The organism is Viridibacillus soli (assembly GCF_016612995.1).
In the GTDB taxonomy this organism is placed as follows: Bacteria; Bacillota; Bacilli; order Bacillales_A; family Planococcaceae; genus Viridibacillus; species Viridibacillus soli.
On record NZ_JAEOAH010000031.1, the window covers coordinates 25,468 to 43,091 of the forward strand.

Sequence of the window (17,624 nt, forward strand, 5' to 3'; positions counted from 1 at the left end):
ATACCTCATTTCCAAAGGAAAGGTGGATATTCATCCGAATCTCCTCTTAAAAATCTTGCAAGTAATAAGGCTTGCGTATAAGGTACTAATCCCCAAGTAATTTTTTCTTTTAAGCGAGGGTGTGTGAGCTGTTCCTGTTTTCGTTCTTGCCACGCTTTCAAGAATTTCTTCCTAGCATCGTCGGTTAATAAAACCGCACCATTTTCTTTTTTCAAAAAGTCTTTTGATTGGATTACTTTTTTATTAATAAGCGAAAGAACAAATCTGTCTGCTACTACTCCTCTTAGTTCTTCCATTAAATCTAGTGCGAGTGAAGCGCGGCCAGGGCGATCACGATGTAAAAAACCAACGTATGCATCTAGACCCACAGATTCTAATGCTGCTGCTACATCATTCGCTAATAATGTATACGAAAAAGATAATAGAGCATTTACGTTATCTGTAGGAGGACGTCGATTACGGGTGATAAAATAAAAATCGTCCTTTTGTTGTAAAATCATCTCATTAAAGAGCTTATAATAACTACTCGCAGCCTGCCCCTCAAATCCTCTAAGTTGGTCTAAATCGTTTGTATTTAATATTTTGCGCATCATTTCAGACAAATACTTAGATGTCTCTTTGAATACTGGCACATCAACACGCATTGGATAATCACGTGTTACACGCTCAAGTATCCATTTTTGATTCGAGACCTTAGCAAAAATAAAGTTACGGGCAACTTTTGCACTTTCCATTTCATTATCTGAAATACGATATTGTGTTTTCCTTAACACCACATTCCCTTTACTTTCTCCAATCACACGGGCTAAAAAGCGACCAGATCGGGACAAGAATGTTAAGGAAATATTTCTTTCTGCACAGGCATGCATTAACGCTGGACTTGCCCCTGCATGACCAAATGTACAAACACCCTCAAGATTGTGTAATGGCAAACGACCAAGTTGATTACTCTCTTGTGTTATAACAATATTTTCACCATTAAGAGATAGATAAATATCAGGTGTCGTAATATATAATGTATTTAATAGTTTTCTCATTATAAATACCTCTCCATATACTGTCTAACTGATTCTTGATGCATAGATTCTGGCATACAAATATTTTTGAGCGAACAACTTTCACAAAACTTTCCTATTTTTACTTTTGGCGTATACCGTTGATTGTAATAATGGTGCATCTGCTTAAATATTGATCGTACCTCAGCACGCATTTCATCAGTGATTTCAACTCGGACCCGGCGTTTAATTTCATCGTAAAACAAATATGCTTCGTTCACTTCACATAGTAACATTTCTTCCAAACACATGGCTTGAGCAACCAGTTGGACAACATCTTCTTGTCCCTTCTTAGGCTTTCCCCGCTTGTATTCTATCGGGATAGGTATGTATAAACCATCTTCCCCCTGTAAGTTCACACCTTCTGGATGTTTTACAAATTCAACGACATCACAAATACCACTAGTATTTAGATACTGAGAGCGCACTGGCAACGCTCTCACAATTAATTTATTACCCCGTTTTTCACGAATAAAAGGTTGATCTGCTTTCGTATGAATAAACTGGCCTTCAATAGTTTTTACATTTTCTTCCCATTGTTGCTCGATATGAATGAGCGCCCATTGACGTTGGCAAAAGCGAAAATGCTGAATGCCAGACAACATTAAATAATCAGCTTCATTATTTTCCGTCGAAAACATTTACCTTTAAACCTTCAAGTTCATTTAATGATAATTCGAAATCGTCTTCAAATGATTGAGCATTCTCTGATTTCGCTTCAATTTGAAGAGATCGATGTACTTTAGCTGATGAATATTGACCAATCTTGGAATTATGCTCCCACCAGTATACTTTATGGACCTCAATTGATCCTTCAGGACGTGCAGAAGAAGCGTCATTTTCAAATAATGTGATTAAAGCTTCTTTTAATTTTTCCGCATCTTCGTTTGTGAATCCAGTTTTTTCTGCTAGTTGTGTATTAATACTTCCTGAGAACTTATATACACCATAGTCTACACGGTGTTTCATACCCATCGTATCAGACCCTTTTTTGTCACCTGATTCTGAGTTCACACTTTTAGTAATCTGAAGACTCGTAATATTAATGGGTTGAAGGCTAATCGCCGGATGAATCGAAACTGGGCCACGTACTCCTACAGAAACACCTTGACCTTTTGACTCTGCTTTAAAAGCAAATACTTGTCCAAATGCACGAACATCGAACCATGATTCACAAGCGATTTTTTCATACATAGCTGGATCTGCATTTTTTCCTTTACTCACTTCTTTCAATTCAACATTTGCATCAGCACGTTCTCTTAAACTTTTATAAGCATCTGTTGTACGCTCGTTTGACTGAACAAAAATTGTTTCACCAGCATCTTGCATGCGATTACGGATTTTGCGTTTAATGCACACATCTGATACTTCTCCATAGCCATCAAAGTTTTGACGAGGACGATTTCCATTTAGCGGATCTCCATTCGGATTTGCATTTTGCACTGAAAAAATAACTGTGAAATCGATTTTGTGATCTAATGTTGTCATATTGTTCTCTCCCCTTCTTCTGCTTTATCTTTTTTTGTATATAAATCCTGGCGTTGACTGTAGAAACCTAGCAAATACTTTCCACTTAATGATTTATTATTGAATTCTTCATAGTTAAATTGCGAACCTATTTCATCAATTAGTTTCGTAAAGAAAGTACCTTTCTCTCTTAACTTCATAATATATGGTTGCAAATTTGCTTGAATAGTAGACCAAGTTCTTTCTGGATTACGTGCAAATGCATTCATATAACGTATTGCATTTGTAGGACGATTTTCTTCTTTCCCTAAAGCATTTCTTTCCAATACATCTGCTACTGCTAGCAAGCGCCCATATAGATAATCTCGTTCTGTATTTGTTTTATCTAAAGCCACGGTATAGTCCTCCCCTTCACATTGTTTTTTCACAATTGAACACGCTACACTTAATGCCTGTTGCCATTCCCAAGTCCCTTCAAATGCAAGTGGATTGGATGCGCGTTGTATAGCATTTTGTACAATATCTAATGGAATTTGACGGCCATCCATGACACATGGTAGTAGCCTCTCCATAACACCTTTTACTACTTTATCGCTTGGTCTAGGTCCGTAAGCCGCATGTGCAATTGTATAAAACGATGGGGATCCATAAAACTCTTTCCATTCATTCTCAACTTTTCGCATATGACGCCAGCTACAACTATCATGCCAAGTAAGTAGTCGCTCAAAATACTCATTAATATCTAAATCCCGATAATTTAAAACAGCTAAGCGACCAGGTGTCGCCGCATCTATTGTTAGAATATAGACTTTTGATTCCTCAGCTAATTTGATGTCAATATTTTTACCAATTCCCGAAAGTAACTGCGTATATTTATTAGCTAATCCACTTCTAGTTCCAGTTTTATTATCTTTTGGTAACTCGAATAAGTTTAATAGTATAGAATTCGATGAGTCAGCTAGATTTTCAGATACTTGAGGCACATCAATGTTTTTCGAACCCCATACAAGAAATACTCGTCCATCAATTGTTCTTCCTTGCTTATCAATCAGCCATTTCAAAGCATTATGCGCTTTTTGCGAAACATCATAGCTAATATTTGCGACCTCATTTGTATTCATAAAACGCCCACGAAATGTAAATCCACTACTGTCATTTCCAGAAATAAGCTTGGCCTTATCTCCTGAATTACGTAATTTGTTAGGATGTCGCTCCACAATTGGTGATACATCCCCAGTTACATAGCAAATATCACTATCCTTTAACTTTGTGTTATAAAAATCAATATACGATTTAAAAATATCTTTATTTTTCCATACATCATCGGTAACTGCTCCAGGGTGATGAACGTTAAAACGTACAAACGCGCTTTCCTGATCACCCGTTAAAACAGAAAATATTTCAGGTTTTGGTTCTTCACTTTTTACACTCCACTTTTTTAGTAGCTTTCCAAGTCCATCTATATGCAAAATTTTAGATGATATTAAATCTTGAATAAGCGTACCCTTTTTTACATATTTATAAATCGTATTTATGTCAGGATGATTATAAGGTGACTCACACCATGCTTGAAGTTGTTTAATGTATTTCTGATAACCTTCTTTTTTATCTTCTTGTCCTGTATATTGGACAAAATCACCTGCAACAAACATTAACTTGTCATGCAACATATGAGGCACATAATTTTTCCCAGCTCGAGAACCGGATTCCTCGGTAAATGGTAAAATAACACTTACTTTATCAAGTACTTTTGCTTCAAATAAATCTCCGTTCATATCAACAGTCACTTCTATATGAGCAGTTTGTGTTGTATGAGAAATCGGTAATAGTGTATACTCAATCATTTTTTTACCGTCTCGGGTTATTTTGGGTTCAATTTCTCCAGCTTTATCAAGATTATTTTCATACGTTTCATATAACGCTCGTAAATAGCTCATTTAGTCACCTCCCCCTTGGAAAATTTCTTCATACAATTCCTCCACGGATTGCATATTTTCATTAAGCTGAAAATTCTTTGTTTCCATTTTGCGAATTGGACGTACAAGTGTGCATTCTTCAGGATGAACAAAGTGAATCACACCATTTTTCATAACAGGTTGCCATAATCTCGTTGCCATTACTCCATGACCTGTCTCATCTGGATAACTTATACCGTGAAACATTGTCCCAAAATGCAGCTCACCAACTTCATCGTAATGACCTATTCCTTCACCAAAAACACAAGGCTCTACATAGGCCTGACACTCGCGGGTACCTAAAAAAATATCTCTTCGTCCACCAGCATTTACACATCGTTTTGCGATATTATGATGCTTAAATTCATTGAAGTCCGCTTCCAGATCTTTGCGTTGCTCATTGAACACGAAATGCGCACGAACTTGATATGCTACATCACGTAAATACGTATAGTTCGCGAGCGTATTACCACCACCAAAATCAATTGGACGAATTCCTTTTGACTCCATACGGATCTGATTCATAACACGAATTTCGTCTATAACCCAAATTATGGAAGGTTTCCAGTAAATAGATTCGACAATACCTTTTAAAGCACCATAGCTAGGAATTTGAGTTGTAAGCTTTTCCCCACCAAGCTTCATGAGCGGATCAGTGAACAAGGCATAGTCACCGTACACAATGAATTCAATCTGATTCCTTATTTTTTTCATAATTTCTCTCCTTAATAACATTAGTCAGAATTAACCGATAAAGATATTGTAATATATCCCATTTAAATAGTCAATTCAATTATGTAATATATGAAAGCTTCATTGTTACCTAGAAAAATGATAGTATAAATTTGTCGCTTATATAGCGTGGATTGAAAAATATACTACATGATTGTTATTAAGGATAGCAGGCGACTAGAAAAATATTTTCAGTCGCCTGCTATTTTTATATCATCAACATCCCTAACTTTGCTTCACCTTCATAATTCATACCATACTGCTCGTCATATGCACCTTCTTTTGCGATATAGATTGATGCATATCCAAAATCAACTTTCTCCAGTTGACTATTGTTAATAAGAGTTCGTAAGTCTTGATCAAATACATTAACTGTGTACTGCTGAGCTTTTCTGATAAATTGAGACAAATCTTGAATAATACGACTACTCTCAATTTCTGCAATCATCTCTTTCCCCTCTCCATATGGCACGAGCACAGCATGTGTCTTGGAGTCGATGACATTAAAGTATTTAGCCGCCGTTTCAAAACTTGAGTGCATCCAAAAAGGCGCATTCCCGTACTCTTCAACAAAGTCTATATTTTCACCAAACAGCATTTCATATATATCCACTCCAACCTTTGTTGGGTAATTTAAGTAAGATTTAAACTCTTCATAGAAATTCTGAAAATAATTACTCATAGCTGCAGCTGACAATATTTCACCTTCAAATAATAAAGGGTCTTTCTCAATGTCTATTAATATATACTTAGATTTCTCGGCACCCGCTGCAATTGTTTGTAGCATTTTCAAATACTCTTCAGCATGATTAATGACATATACATAGCGACTCGCTACTTCACCATGTCGATTACAGCGACCTGCTGCTTGGGCAATAGAATCCAGTCCTGCTAATGACCTAATCACACATTCAAAACTTACGTCAACACCTGCTTCAATAAGTTGCGTGCTCACACATACAATCTTTTCTCCGTTTTTCAAATCTTTTCGTACATCTTCTAAAATCACTTTTCGATGTGCTGCACACATCGATGTACTTAGATGTACAATCTTTACGTTCGCATTTTCCAACTCATGATATAGCTTTTTTACGACTGTCTTTGTATTTAGAATGATGAGGACACTATCTACTTCACTTAGTTTCTCTTTAACGAATTCAGCAATTTCAACTGTTTGCCAGCCATCTGGTTTTAACTTATTAACTATATTTGTTCGCTTAAACGCTTTCGTTATTGTCGGTAAATCATCAATAAGCTCCCCTTGAATTTTAATCTTTTTTTGAACATACTCTAATGCTGGTTGCGTGGCAGTACAAAGAATAGCCGTTGTATTAGCAACATTTGTTAAAAAATTCAGCGCTTCATTAAAAAGAGAAATACACTTAATCGGGACGGACTGCACTTCATCAAAAATAACTATGCTATTAGATAAATTATGTAAACGCCGTGTATTGCGGGATTTCCCCTGATAAAATGTATCTAAAAATTGAACCATAGTTGTAAAAATAATTGGAGCATCCCAATTGTCCTTTGCTATTTTCAAGCGTTTATTACGTTGATAATCTTCATAAGACAATGATTCAGCATCATTTTTTTCTTGTTCAATGACATTACTATGGTGCTCTAATACATAATCATCTGCATGAAGAATACGACGTACTTCATTCGCATTTTGCTCAATAATCGTTGTAAATGGTACTACATATATAATCCGTTCTTTTTTATGTGCTAAAGCATGCTTCAAGGCAAAACGAAGACTAGCAAGTGTTTTACCTCCACCTGTTGGAATTGACAATGTATAAATACCTGTCGACAATAATGCTTTCTCTTCACACATATCAGACATGCGTTGGCGCAAGGACATAATCTCATTTTGCGAATCTTGTTGCTTGAATTTTTGTAAATGTTCCTCTAATCGTTTATCAAAATCCGAAAAAAGTGACCGTACATTATACGGTTTCTCTACCTGTTCATTATCTTCAAATTGACGAGTGTTTGTGCGATCCGCATCAAGCAATGCACTAAAAATATATTTTGTTAATAAAGTCATCGTTACCCGAATTTCACTTTTTCCGAAACTGATATCTATGTATTTTTTCCCTAAATTTTGTATAAATAAATTAAACTCTTGTACTGCCTTCCCAATATATTCATCCATATAAGTGGCAGTATACATTTCTCTAAAAAAGCGTTCTTTTACCTTTTCATACTCCAAATCATCCCGATAATCCTTTCTTTCCCAAAAAGGAGATGTACCATCAGCTGTCACCATATCTTTTAGTTGGCCATGATGAGAATAAATAGCATTTGCTATGCATTCCATTAATAGTGTATATCGTTGATGATATCCTTCCATTAGAAATTTTCCACCTGCAGTAGAGTGATCCACACTTCCTCTTTTTGGAGGTTGCTCCGGATTTGCAACTGCTTCTCTTAGATAGGTTTGGAATGCATCACTGAATTTACCCATATCGTGCAGCATACCAGCAAGCCCCGTAATATGGGCTATTCCAATCTTCTCACCAATTTGCTCTGAGATTAATTGTACTTCTCTTAAATGATCAGAAACAGATTGTTCCTTTAAATCTGATTCACGTATATGAGCTACGAACATTTGCAATTCCCCTTCCCAAAAGGCATATTAATTATTTATAACTATACCATACCAATATTTACTATTTTAATAGACATAATGTTTATTTTACCCAAAGATAAACGGCTGCTCTCTAAGTCCATTTTGCAACGACTTTTAGGAAAGCTGTAGGTTTTGAATACAGTTTATCTATAACTATTTAATTTCCATGTCCGTCTATAATATTTGGCAAATCAGTATCTACTTTATTAAAAGCAATGTAATCATAGACTTTTTCTATAACTGGGTAAAATGCTGGATAGTAAGCATTTGCCTCTAATGATAGCTTTTGGGTAGTTTCTATTCTAAAACGGAATCCGTACCAAAAATAATGAACAAAAGAGAAGCATCGAAAACGATGCTTCTCTTTTGTAATTTTTGAAATAGAGTTCCTAAATAACTTATTTGTTCAACGTTTTGTAATGTTTGAAGATACTTGTATATAGCTCATTTCGCTGACGAACAGATCCCATTCATCAATTGGTCACAACAATTTTCCCGAATTCTGTCTGCAAACGTATCAGATTTTCTCCCTTTCCAAATACCGTCTTTTTATCGTTCGCTCCAAAAATATCGATTGAACTGATACTCGTTTCAACTTCAATTGTCGCATTCGCCGGTTCTTTTTCTGTTTGAATCATGATCTTTCCGACCTCCGTTTTCAAGTCAATCGGACGATCTAAATGAGTCGTTACTAGGGAAATAATCCCTACATCCGAGGTCCCTTCAATTTTCCCTTTGACGTGATCAAGATTGATTTTTCCAACATCTGTTTTTACATCTACAGCTATCGCATCTACATCTTTCACATTAATTTCTCCAGCATCTGTTTCCAATTGGAGATTATCTGTCTTCAGGTCTTCTACAAAGATTTTTCCAATATCACTTTTAACTTGAATGGTTTTATAGTCCTTTTCAGGAACCGAGATGACTAATTTATACGGATAAGAACGGAAATTAATAAACCCACTCGATTTTTCTTTTAATTGGACAGAAAGACTATCTCCTTTAACGTCTGCATTGAACGTATATTTTCGCTTACTCTTTTTATGATTTAAAACCTCGACTGTAGCAACTGAATCTTTCGACGGGCGAATTTCGATCGACGCATTCGTTGTGTCTACTTCAATCTGCGTGAACGAAAGATCTTCAATCGTTTTTTTCGTGTCATTCGTTCCAAAGAAGAAATCTTTAGCATATATAATGCCAACCACACCAACAATTAAAAGACAGACGATTACCAGCAACTTTTTCTGCATTTCTTGTTCCCCCTAATTTCTAATTGAACTCATATTTCTATTCGTTACTTTTAATTATAGAGGAATGTACTTTTCTTCAAATGGACTTGAGAAGCAATGTTGTCTCAGACCTTAGTCTTAGGGGTAGATTTACTAGGTCATAAATATAACGTGAGAAATTCTCTTCGGATACGTATGTCATCAACTCCAAATTCTAGGTAACGAAGAGTTGTTATTAGCTCTAAGCGTCATATATCCTCCATCGTATATAGTCGATGCCCTCCAGCGGTATAGCTTATTAATCGAATCACCACATATTCACCATTATTTATTAAATACTTCAATAAAAAACGTAGTCAGAAAAGACTTGGCAACAATCACCATCTACCTTTCTACAACGCATTTTAAGAGTACTTAAGACACTATTTTTCACGTGTCCATTTTAGAGGCGTTTAACCACTCGCATCTTGTTTTAAAGACTACGCATTTTAAACTGATAGCTTACCTTCAAAAATGGTTACTACTTTTCCTGAAAGTAATACTTTGTCATCTAAAACATTGACTTTCAAAATACCCCCTCTATCCGAAGCCTGGTAAGCAATAAATTCATTTTTGTGTAACTTATTTTTCCAATACGGGCCTAAACAACAATGTGAAGAACCATTTACATAATCTTCATTTATACCTTGAGCTGGAGAAAAAAAGCGTGATACAAAGTCAAATTCATTTGAATGAGATTGACTAGTCACAATAACTCCACGAACTGGTAATTGGGCAATCAAATCTATAGCTGGCTTTATATCTCTAACAATAAATTCTGATTCTACTTCAACTATATAGTCGAGTTTGTTTTTTCCTACGTATTTAAGTTCAACACCTAAAGCATTAATCAATAATTCAGGAGCATCTATCGCTTCCTCAAGAATAGAAGAGAACTCTATTTGAACCCAATCATCTATATACTGTGCTTTGAGAACACCACTTTGTGTATGAAAGGCAATAGGTTGATCCTTTTCTACATATCCTTTTTCCCACAAATAATATGAACTTGCTAGTGTACCGTGACCACAAATGATGATTTCAGTAGAGGGGCTAAACCACCGTAAATAATATTCCTCATTACTTAATCTGATAAAGGCTGTGGTTGGTAAATTTATCTCTTTTGCAACTGTTTGCATCCAACTACTATCTTTGTCTTCATTTAAAAAGCAAACAGCAGCAGGGTTACCTTTAAAGGCTTGATCTGTAAAAGTATTTACATAAGATAGTTCCATTGGTATACCAACTTTCCATTTTTACCCCATTATAACAAACAGTTTATCAGTAAGATGCCAGCCTCTCCCCCAATCATTTTTCTGTTCGCCTTAACAAGTTACATCATCTATATGGGCGGTGCTAAATTATTATTTACAAACGCACAAAAGCCTTCACTGAACTATAAAAATTCAGTGAAGGTTTTTTTACATATTCAATTGCTTTTTCTTAAATAGAGTTACTAGCATTCCACCTACGCCAACAATCCCGAATAGTAAAGAGATAAAGCTATAGCCTAAAGCTTCGAATCCTCCAATGACAATGAAACTAACAAATGTAAAGATGACGCTTACTAATGAAATAAGATAAAATACATTGAAGATTTTAGAGCTTTTCAAGTATTCAGAAAGTATGAGTATAAAAGCTAGCACACTGCTTGCTAATATCAAGATCAACTAGACCACCTCTTTACTTTTTTTCATTATTCGCAAATCAAAATAGTATATACTTGCTTTAAATAGCGCCAAATTAGAGTACTTTTCATTGACAATACAGCCACATAAATTTAGTAACCTGAATCTAGGAGGCTGTCTGGAGAGCTTACACCTTTATGCTCTCTATATGTTCATTTCGTAAATGGATTTTTCGGATTTTTCCTGATGCCGTTTTTGGTAATTTGTCTGTGAATGTAACACTCTTAATCGATTTAAAATGAGCTAGTTTGGAACGAGAGAATTCAATGATTTCTTGTTCTGTTACTTGCTCATTTTCTCGTAATACGATATAAGCATGTGGTGATTCTCCCCATTTCTCATGAGGAATGGCAATGACTGCTGCTTCCAAAATAGCGGGATGATCATACAGCACGCCTTCTACCTCAATAGAAGAAATATTCTCACCTCCGCTAATAATAATATCCTTTTTACGGTCCGTAATTTCGAAATAGCCCTTATCTTCTATTGTCCCTACATCACCTGTATGGAGCCAACCATTTTGGATTGCTTCCAATGTCGCTCGCTCATTTTTCCAATAACCTTTCATGACTCCATGGCTACGGACGATGATTTCACCAGTAGATCTGCCATCATGTGCTACTTCTGCACCAAACTCATCAACTACTTTTACTTCAGCCCCAATCATCTGATAGCCTGCTTTGGCTTTTAGACGAGATTTTTCGTCCTCGGATAAATCTTTAAACTGTGGCAGAATTCTAGAAATGAGACTCAGTGGTGAAGATTCCGTCATTCCGTATACTTGGATAAATTCCCAACCAAGTTCTTGTTCTATTTTTTTGACAAAAGCATGCGGAGGTGCAGAACCTGCAAGTACGATACGTACCTTTTGCTCAATGACAGGCTTATGCTCATCATAATATTGTAAAAGCGAATTCAGTACAGTTGGCGCCATATGAATGACTGAGACACCTTGCTCTTTAATTTCGCGGAAAATCGCTTCAGGTGTCGCCTTTTTTAAGCAAATATGCGTCGCGCCATTCGCTGTATAATAAAACGGCGCTCCCCAGCCATTCACATGGAACATCGGTAAAACATGCAAGTATACATCTTCATCCGTGACGCGCAAATGATGCATCGAGCTTAATGCATGTATATAATTATTACGATGTGTCAGTATAACCCCTTTTGGATCCCCTGTAGTTCCACTTGTATAAAGCAGACTGCAGACATCATTTTCATCCAATTCAGCACGTTTAAATGTTTCAGGAGAAAAATATGCTAACCACTCATCATAACCAATTTCATCCGTTGCATCTTCCTTATAATGCACAATAATATGCTCGACTGTCTGTAAGGATTCCTTTATTGGTAAGATTAAATCGTATAAATCTTGATCAACAAAAAGCACTTTAGATTCACTATGATTTAGGATAAATAAATAATCTTCTGGCTTTAATCGGATATTGAGAGGCACCATTATTGCACTTAATTGGAATAGGCCATAAAAACCTTCCAACATTTCAACTGTATTAGAAGCTAGATAAGCAATCCGATCTCCTTTTTCAACGCCCAATGACTTCAATCCTCTAGAAAGCTGGTTTACTCGCCCCTCTAACTGGCGATATGAAAAGGATCTTCCTTCACAAAAAACAGCAGCTTTATCCCCGTATAGTGCAACTGCTCGATCAAGGAAATGCGTTAAAACTAATGGTACATTCATCCCCAAACACCCTTTCTATTAAATGGAATTATTACCATTTTACATTTAATAGATAATTCTGTCATCTTATATTTATTAAAAATGACCAAAATGTTTAGCGCTTTAAAACAACAAAGGGGGTTATGTTATAACCGTTTGAATAAAAGTTTATTTCTGGAACAATTACCAATATGAAAGCTTCTATTAAAACAAAACAATACTAGAAAGAGAGGTTAATGAACATCTTATATGTTCGGCTGGTGAAAGAAAGCTTACTAGCCAAAGACAATCAACATTCGGAGGTTTAATTACGTGGATCATTTTAAAGAAAAGAAAAACGATGAAGTTCATAGGACTAATCAATCACAAAATAAATCGGTGAATATAAAGAATAAAATCCTCGCTTAAAATGGACCATTTATCTAGAATCATCGGACTTCCTGGCGAAACTGTTGAAATAAAAGATGGTAAAGTATTCATTAGTAGACAAAAGCTAGATACCTTTTACGGCCTACCTCAAGTACAAGGTGCGAATACAGAAGAAGAATTAAAAAAGCTATACCACTCTGAAGATACTTCAGAAGACCTTCAAAATGCGAAAGAAAAACTGCACTACTCACTAAAATCATTTACATTAAAAGAAAATGAGGTTTTTGTTCTACCTGATAACAGAGAATACGCAGACAAAATCATCTTAAAGTTAAATGACATTCATGCGATTGTTTTAGGTTATGAAGATGCTAAAGTACAATTCACATTAACGAAAAAAGAAAAAAAACTACAAAGCATTCAAGACCGATTTGAATCAGAAACATTTAAAGGGTTTACAACCACTAAGTATTGCGAAGATGTACCTTTGGGCTATGATTGATAATCTCACAAGACTAGAATATGCTTTTTATACTGACAGAGAAGAAGATCAAATATTAACTTTGGAAGAACATTTAAGTAATCACAAAAACTCGCCACAGAAAATGATGAGAACTGAACGTAAATTATTACAAGCACATTCTTTTAATAATATTGAAAAAGGTACATGACAATTGCATGAAGAAGATTATAGTGGTTTCATATCCTTCCCTTCCTATGATAATCCAAATGTAGACATAGGTTTTCGAATGATTTGCAATGAAGACGGTATTTGGCAAGTAGCTTTTTTTACCTACACAGTAATAATCACAAAAACAACCTGTCTCAGATACTGATATTTTCAGTTATGTGACAGGTTGTTTTTATCACGATAAGAATCTAGTACTTACTATTTTCCCTTTCGATTTTTGTCGAAAAACGCCTTAATTTCTTCCTGATTAGACACAACCAAAAATCTATCATGACAAGACTCATATTTACGGAAGAAATTCGGCTTCTCAATCTCTTCAAAATGTTTATTCCATTGAATCAATTTCATAAATCGTATTTTTTTAGAGTATAGACTACTACAATAGTACGAAATTTATTTTTAAAAATTAAGCTACGTTTGGTTGTTCACGTAAAACTTTGTTGATACGATGGACTGCTAATTTGCTCGCGTTGTAAATCAGTGTAATCAATTGGAAATGACACTTTTCTTTTTTCCCAGATCGATGGCGGACATTGTTCAGTTGAAAATAGCCTTTTAAATAAGCGTTGGTCCGTTCAACTGCACTGCGCTCTTTGTAAAGTTTTATCCACTTTTCTGAACCACGTGCTGGGTTTGTATATTTCCGCAAATCGGTCTCACATTTAATTTTAAAGACCTTTTGACAGAGCGATTCATGTTGCAATGGGCAAGTTATACATTCTTTTGGCTGTGTGTATTTGAGCGTTTCATACTGCTTATCATAACTATCGTAACGATAACTATGTTCGCGTACACATGTCGGTGCGAAATGTCCATCGAAGCCGACATATTCGACATATTCACCTTCATTGCGAACATTGTATGGAATGACTGCCTGCAACTTGAGGGCCTGTAGCTGTTCATAAATTGGCGCATAGTCATATCCTGCATCAAAAATGCCGCTGGAAAAATGGTGAGGAAAAAGCGTTTGTACCTTTTTAAGTAATGGAATGGCCGCTTTACTATCATTTAAATTCGCTGAAGTCATTAAGCCACAAATAATATATTGGCTTTTGGTAGAAACAGCGAGATGTGCTTTGAAACCATACCAGGCAAGGTTTTCACCTTCGCTATTCCTTTTTATACCCCACATAGGCGTAATAGGTGCTTCTTGCCAGAGTGTTGCTGTGGTTTCATTTAATTGTGCTTTGATTTCTTTTTGGTAGAGAGTTAAATTGGCTTCTTGTAGTAGTTTTTCTTGAAGCCATTGTTCCTGTTCTTCTTTTGATTTACGTCCGCGCTTTTTAGGCGCTAACTTCTCTTTTTTCGGTGAAGGTTTCTGTGCGTCACGTGCTTCAAAATGCGTCGCATCAATGGCGATGTTTTTATCGTCTAGGAAACCTTCTACCATCGCGAGTTGAATGAGTTGATCTTGCATTTTACCCAGTATATCGGACTGACTAATCACATGAATCATGCGTGAATACGCAGCTTCAGACGGCACAATATCTGAATGCAGAAAACCACAAGCAAGGCGAAGGAAAGGATCCATTTTTAAACGATTAACCAAATCTTTAATGGTCGGTATACGCCCCACAATACGTGCAATGAGTGACTGGATCATCGCACCGTAATTTAACTCACGAGGAGCCCCTTTCATCGCCTTCTTTGAGAACAAGTGAAAGAGTGGTTGTATATCAAATGTCGAAAAAATGGCATCAAATCGATGGATTGGTTCCATTTCATATAATTCATGGATGTCAAAAAGGCTAATCTGCTTTACAATAGTCATAAGGCATTCGCTCCAATCGGTCTAGGTTGTTTAGTCGCTACCATTATACCGAATTTGGGGAGGTGCCTGTTTTTTATTGTCTGAAAGACGTTGATATGACTGAGCTCAGAATTATGAAATTAACTCATATATCTATACCTCGTTTTTTTATTAACCCGCGTTAGTTTAAGTGTAACATTTCACACTGGATCGCCGAAATCTACTTGATGTTTTGGACATAAAAATAGACCATCGAAATGGGGTCTTGTTTAACTAAAGCCCCCGTTAGTTTAAGTACAAACCTTCACAATCTCCCTTTAGTTCCATAAAACAAATATGTGCCAAAGCAACTCCCTTATTGCATCTGTTAGGTTAAGAACTACGCTTTTTTATTTTTAATCTCTTCCAACAGAGAGATAACCCTTTCATTCTGTTTAATTATTGTTTGATTTTGATTTCTCATTTTTGTGAAGTTAAATAAAAATATTAATAAGATTGCTAATATAAGGAAACTCATAATTCACCTCTACACTCTACTTTTCTCTAAATTATACCAGTTCTTGCAACTAACCTGCCCCGTTAGTTGAATTAGAACAGCGACGCTTATTAAACAATCGCGCCCGATTGCTTCAAACTTTTATTTATGAGATATATCATAAAAAACGGTGGTATAGTAATCAAAACCTGCCCAGAAATCTCCTTGTAAATTACCTAACAACCTTTGCAAATCACTTCTCGAAAAATATTTTCCGTTTCTTATAAATCTAATACTTTCTTCCAAATCAAGGAAATTATTTATGCTGTCAACCATGTATACTCTTTCTTCTCTGGAATAATCTCCTTCAGAAACAAGGTCTAACAGGGTATTTCTTGCCTGTTGTACATCGAAAAGCATTCTATCCAGTTTATCTTTATCAATTGTTTTGGAGTCCGTGCCGATCAGCCATTCTTGTTCAAAAATCGGAAGAATAAATTGAGTTCGATTTACCGTAGGATTGTAATTATCACTTTCTAAATCCTTTTTTAGATCCTTCTCATAGGCAGCTTTAAACTCGCCAATCTCTTCTTCGTAGGTTTTGCCATTATGGGTTTCCGAACCAGGATGATATGTAAAGCTTTGATGGATGCTAAAAAGCGATAATGGATAATACCAAGATATGAAAGCTATAACAAGTACAATAAATACTCCTGAGCCTATCCCCCAGACCTTCCTTTTACGTTTTGTATTCATATAAATCCCCTTTATCTTCAGACTAATCTGCTTGTTTATTCAGATGGTTATATAACAATATGGCCCGATTGTTGAACACAAGTTAAACAATACTCTTCAACTAACCTGCCCCATTAGTTGAATAAGAAAAGAGCTGTCTGAACAGTTCAATGATCTTCAAGTAAAGCCTCCGTTAGTGAAATAAAAACCTGAAATACTAACCTAGATTAGTTAGAGAATAGAAAGCGATAATACCCATTACCGCAAATATTTGAATGATAATCCCGACCACGCTACAAATTAAACCAGAAGTAGCTAAGCCACCGCCACCTTGATTTGTTTTTAAAATTTCTTTTGTCGCTTTTCTTGAAAATACAACTCCTATAACACCAAGAATCAACCCGATGTATGGTATTAGAATTGAAAGAACACCAAGAGTTAAGGAAATTACCGAATTACTGTTTGTTGGAGTTTTTTCAACCATTTTCATTTCCACCTCGATTCATAATACTAAAAATAGTAGTCTGTATTTGTACTAACAACAAAAAAACAAGATTGTATAGACATTCTAATTCAACAATTCTGCCCCTTTAGTTGAATAAGAAAAAAGAGCTGTTCTGGACAGCTCTAACGATCTTGTACTAAGAACCCATTTCTTTAAGTACATTTCTTCACATTCATATAAAGTAAAATACACCTGTTGAGTTTGTTACTATTTTTTCTTATTTGATAGTATATAAACACATACAAGTATAACTGCAATGATTGAAGTGATTATAGAATATCTAAAAATATGAAAGAAAAACTCTGGATAAGGTGTTACAACAAATGAAGTCATCCCCTCTACATCAGTTGTGCTTTCTTCTATTTGCATAAAAGCGACTAATATGAAGAAAGTAACAACAAATGAATATATCCCTGTTTTCACTAAGATTTTCTCCATTTAAAAACCCCCTAAAATGTAACGCACTTGGTCCAATAGAGGAAGTTAAACAAAATACGTTTGAGTTATTGTTTTTTTCGATTTTACTATACTTTACCACATTTATACTAATATAACTTATTCAACTAAACTCCCTCTATAAACATTGAAGTATCAACGGTTTTCATCACTTCG

15 protein-coding genes are annotated in these 17,624 nt (G+C 35.5%); 1 reads left to right on the forward strand and 14 read right to left on the reverse strand.

The window, feature by feature from the left end; all coding sequences use genetic code 11:
• Positions 1-5: 5 nt before the first annotated feature.
• The 10 genes from cas1c to JFL43_RS16675 form a co-directional block, all read right to left on the reverse strand.
• Positions 6-1,037, reverse strand: a complete 1,032-nt coding sequence (gene cas1c / locus JFL43_RS16630; protein WP_200749917.1) for a type I-C CRISPR-associated endonuclease Cas1c — start codon at positions 1,035-1,037, stop codon at positions 6-8.
• Positions 1,037-1,696, reverse strand: coding sequence for a CRISPR-associated protein Cas4 (gene cas4 / locus JFL43_RS16635; protein WP_234447850.1), 660 nt, complete (start codon positions 1,694-1,696; stop codon positions 1,037-1,039). Before cas4 ends, cas1c begins: the two co-directional genes overlap by 1 nt.
• Positions 1,677-2,543 carry a type I-C CRISPR-associated protein Cas7/Csd2 gene (gene cas7c, locus JFL43_RS16640; RefSeq protein WP_200749918.1) on the reverse strand — a complete coding sequence of 289 codons (867 nt, stop codon included), beginning with the start codon at positions 2,541-2,543 and terminating at the stop codon, positions 1,677-1,679. The genes cas4 and cas7c overlap by 20 nt, the downstream gene beginning before the upstream one ends.
• The gene (gene cas8c, locus JFL43_RS16645; RefSeq protein WP_200749919.1) at positions 2,540-4,459 is read right to left on the reverse strand and encodes a type I-C CRISPR-associated protein Cas8c/Csd1; all 1,920 of its coding nucleotides are present in this window, start codon (positions 4,457-4,459) and stop codon (positions 2,540-2,542) included. The genes cas7c and cas8c overlap by 4 nt, the downstream gene beginning before the upstream one ends.
• Entirely contained in the window at positions 4,460-5,182 is a 723-nt protein-coding gene (cas5c, locus tag JFL43_RS16650) for a type I-C CRISPR-associated protein Cas5c (RefSeq protein WP_200749955.1), read from the reverse strand. It abuts the gene before it with no gap.
• A 235-nt stretch (positions 5,183-5,417) separates the two neighbouring features.
• Positions 5,418-7,823 carry a CRISPR-associated helicase Cas3' gene (cas3, locus tag JFL43_RS16655; RefSeq protein WP_200749920.1) on the reverse strand — a complete coding sequence of 802 codons (2,406 nt, stop codon included), beginning with the start codon at positions 7,821-7,823 and terminating at the stop codon, positions 5,418-5,420.
• A 494-nt stretch (positions 7,824-8,317) separates the two neighbouring features.
• On the reverse strand, positions 8,318-9,100 hold the full coding sequence (locus JFL43_RS16660; RefSeq protein WP_200749921.1) for a DUF4097 family beta strand repeat-containing protein: 783 nt from the start codon (positions 9,098-9,100) through the stop codon (positions 8,318-8,320).
• Between the two features lie 467 nt (positions 9,101-9,567).
• Positions 9,568-10,353: a PhzF family phenazine biosynthesis protein gene (locus JFL43_RS16665; protein WP_200749922.1), complete on the reverse strand. Its 786-nt coding sequence runs from the start codon at positions 10,351-10,353 to the stop codon at positions 9,568-9,570.
• Between the two features lie 186 nt (positions 10,354-10,539).
• Positions 10,540-10,788, reverse strand: a complete 249-nt coding sequence (locus JFL43_RS16670) for a hypothetical protein (RefSeq protein WP_100797589.1) — start codon at positions 10,786-10,788, stop codon at positions 10,540-10,542.
• Positions 10,789-10,933: 145 nt separating this feature from the next.
• A complete protein-coding gene (locus JFL43_RS16675) occupies positions 10,934-12,508 on the reverse strand; it encodes a long-chain-fatty-acid--CoA ligase (protein ID WP_200749923.1) in 1,575 nt (524 codons plus the stop codon).
• A 388-nt stretch (positions 12,509-12,896) separates the two neighbouring features.
• Here JFL43_RS16675 and JFL43_RS16680 point away from each other — a divergent pair, with 388 nt between their 5' ends.
• The gene (locus tag JFL43_RS16680; RefSeq protein WP_200749924.1) at positions 12,897-13,358 is read left to right on the forward strand and encodes a S26 family signal peptidase; all 462 of its coding nucleotides are present in this window, start codon (positions 12,897-12,899) and stop codon (positions 13,356-13,358) included.
• Between the two features lie 595 nt (positions 13,359-13,953).
• Here the strand turns inward: JFL43_RS16680 and JFL43_RS16685 are convergent.
• The 4 genes from JFL43_RS16685 to JFL43_RS16700 form a co-directional block, all read right to left on the reverse strand.
• The gene (locus JFL43_RS16685; protein ID WP_200749925.1) at positions 13,954-15,318 is read right to left on the reverse strand and encodes a transposase; all 1,365 of its coding nucleotides are present in this window, start codon (positions 15,316-15,318) and stop codon (positions 13,954-13,956) included.
• Between the two features lie 616 nt (positions 15,319-15,934).
• Positions 15,935-16,528 (reverse strand): hypothetical protein, encoded by a 594-nt coding sequence (locus tag JFL43_RS16690; protein WP_200749926.1) that lies wholly within the window; start codon positions 16,526-16,528, stop codon positions 15,935-15,937.
• Between the two features lie 196 nt (positions 16,529-16,724).
• Positions 16,725-16,991 carry a DUF4190 domain-containing protein gene (locus JFL43_RS16695; RefSeq protein ID WP_200749927.1) on the reverse strand — a complete coding sequence of 89 codons (267 nt, stop codon included), beginning with the start codon at positions 16,989-16,991 and terminating at the stop codon, positions 16,725-16,727.
• A 228-nt stretch (positions 16,992-17,219) separates the two neighbouring features.
• Complete coding sequence (locus tag JFL43_RS16700) at positions 17,220-17,450, reverse strand: hypothetical protein (protein WP_200749928.1); 231 nt, start codon at positions 17,448-17,450, stop codon at positions 17,220-17,222.
• Positions 17,451-17,624 lie beyond the last annotated feature (174 nt).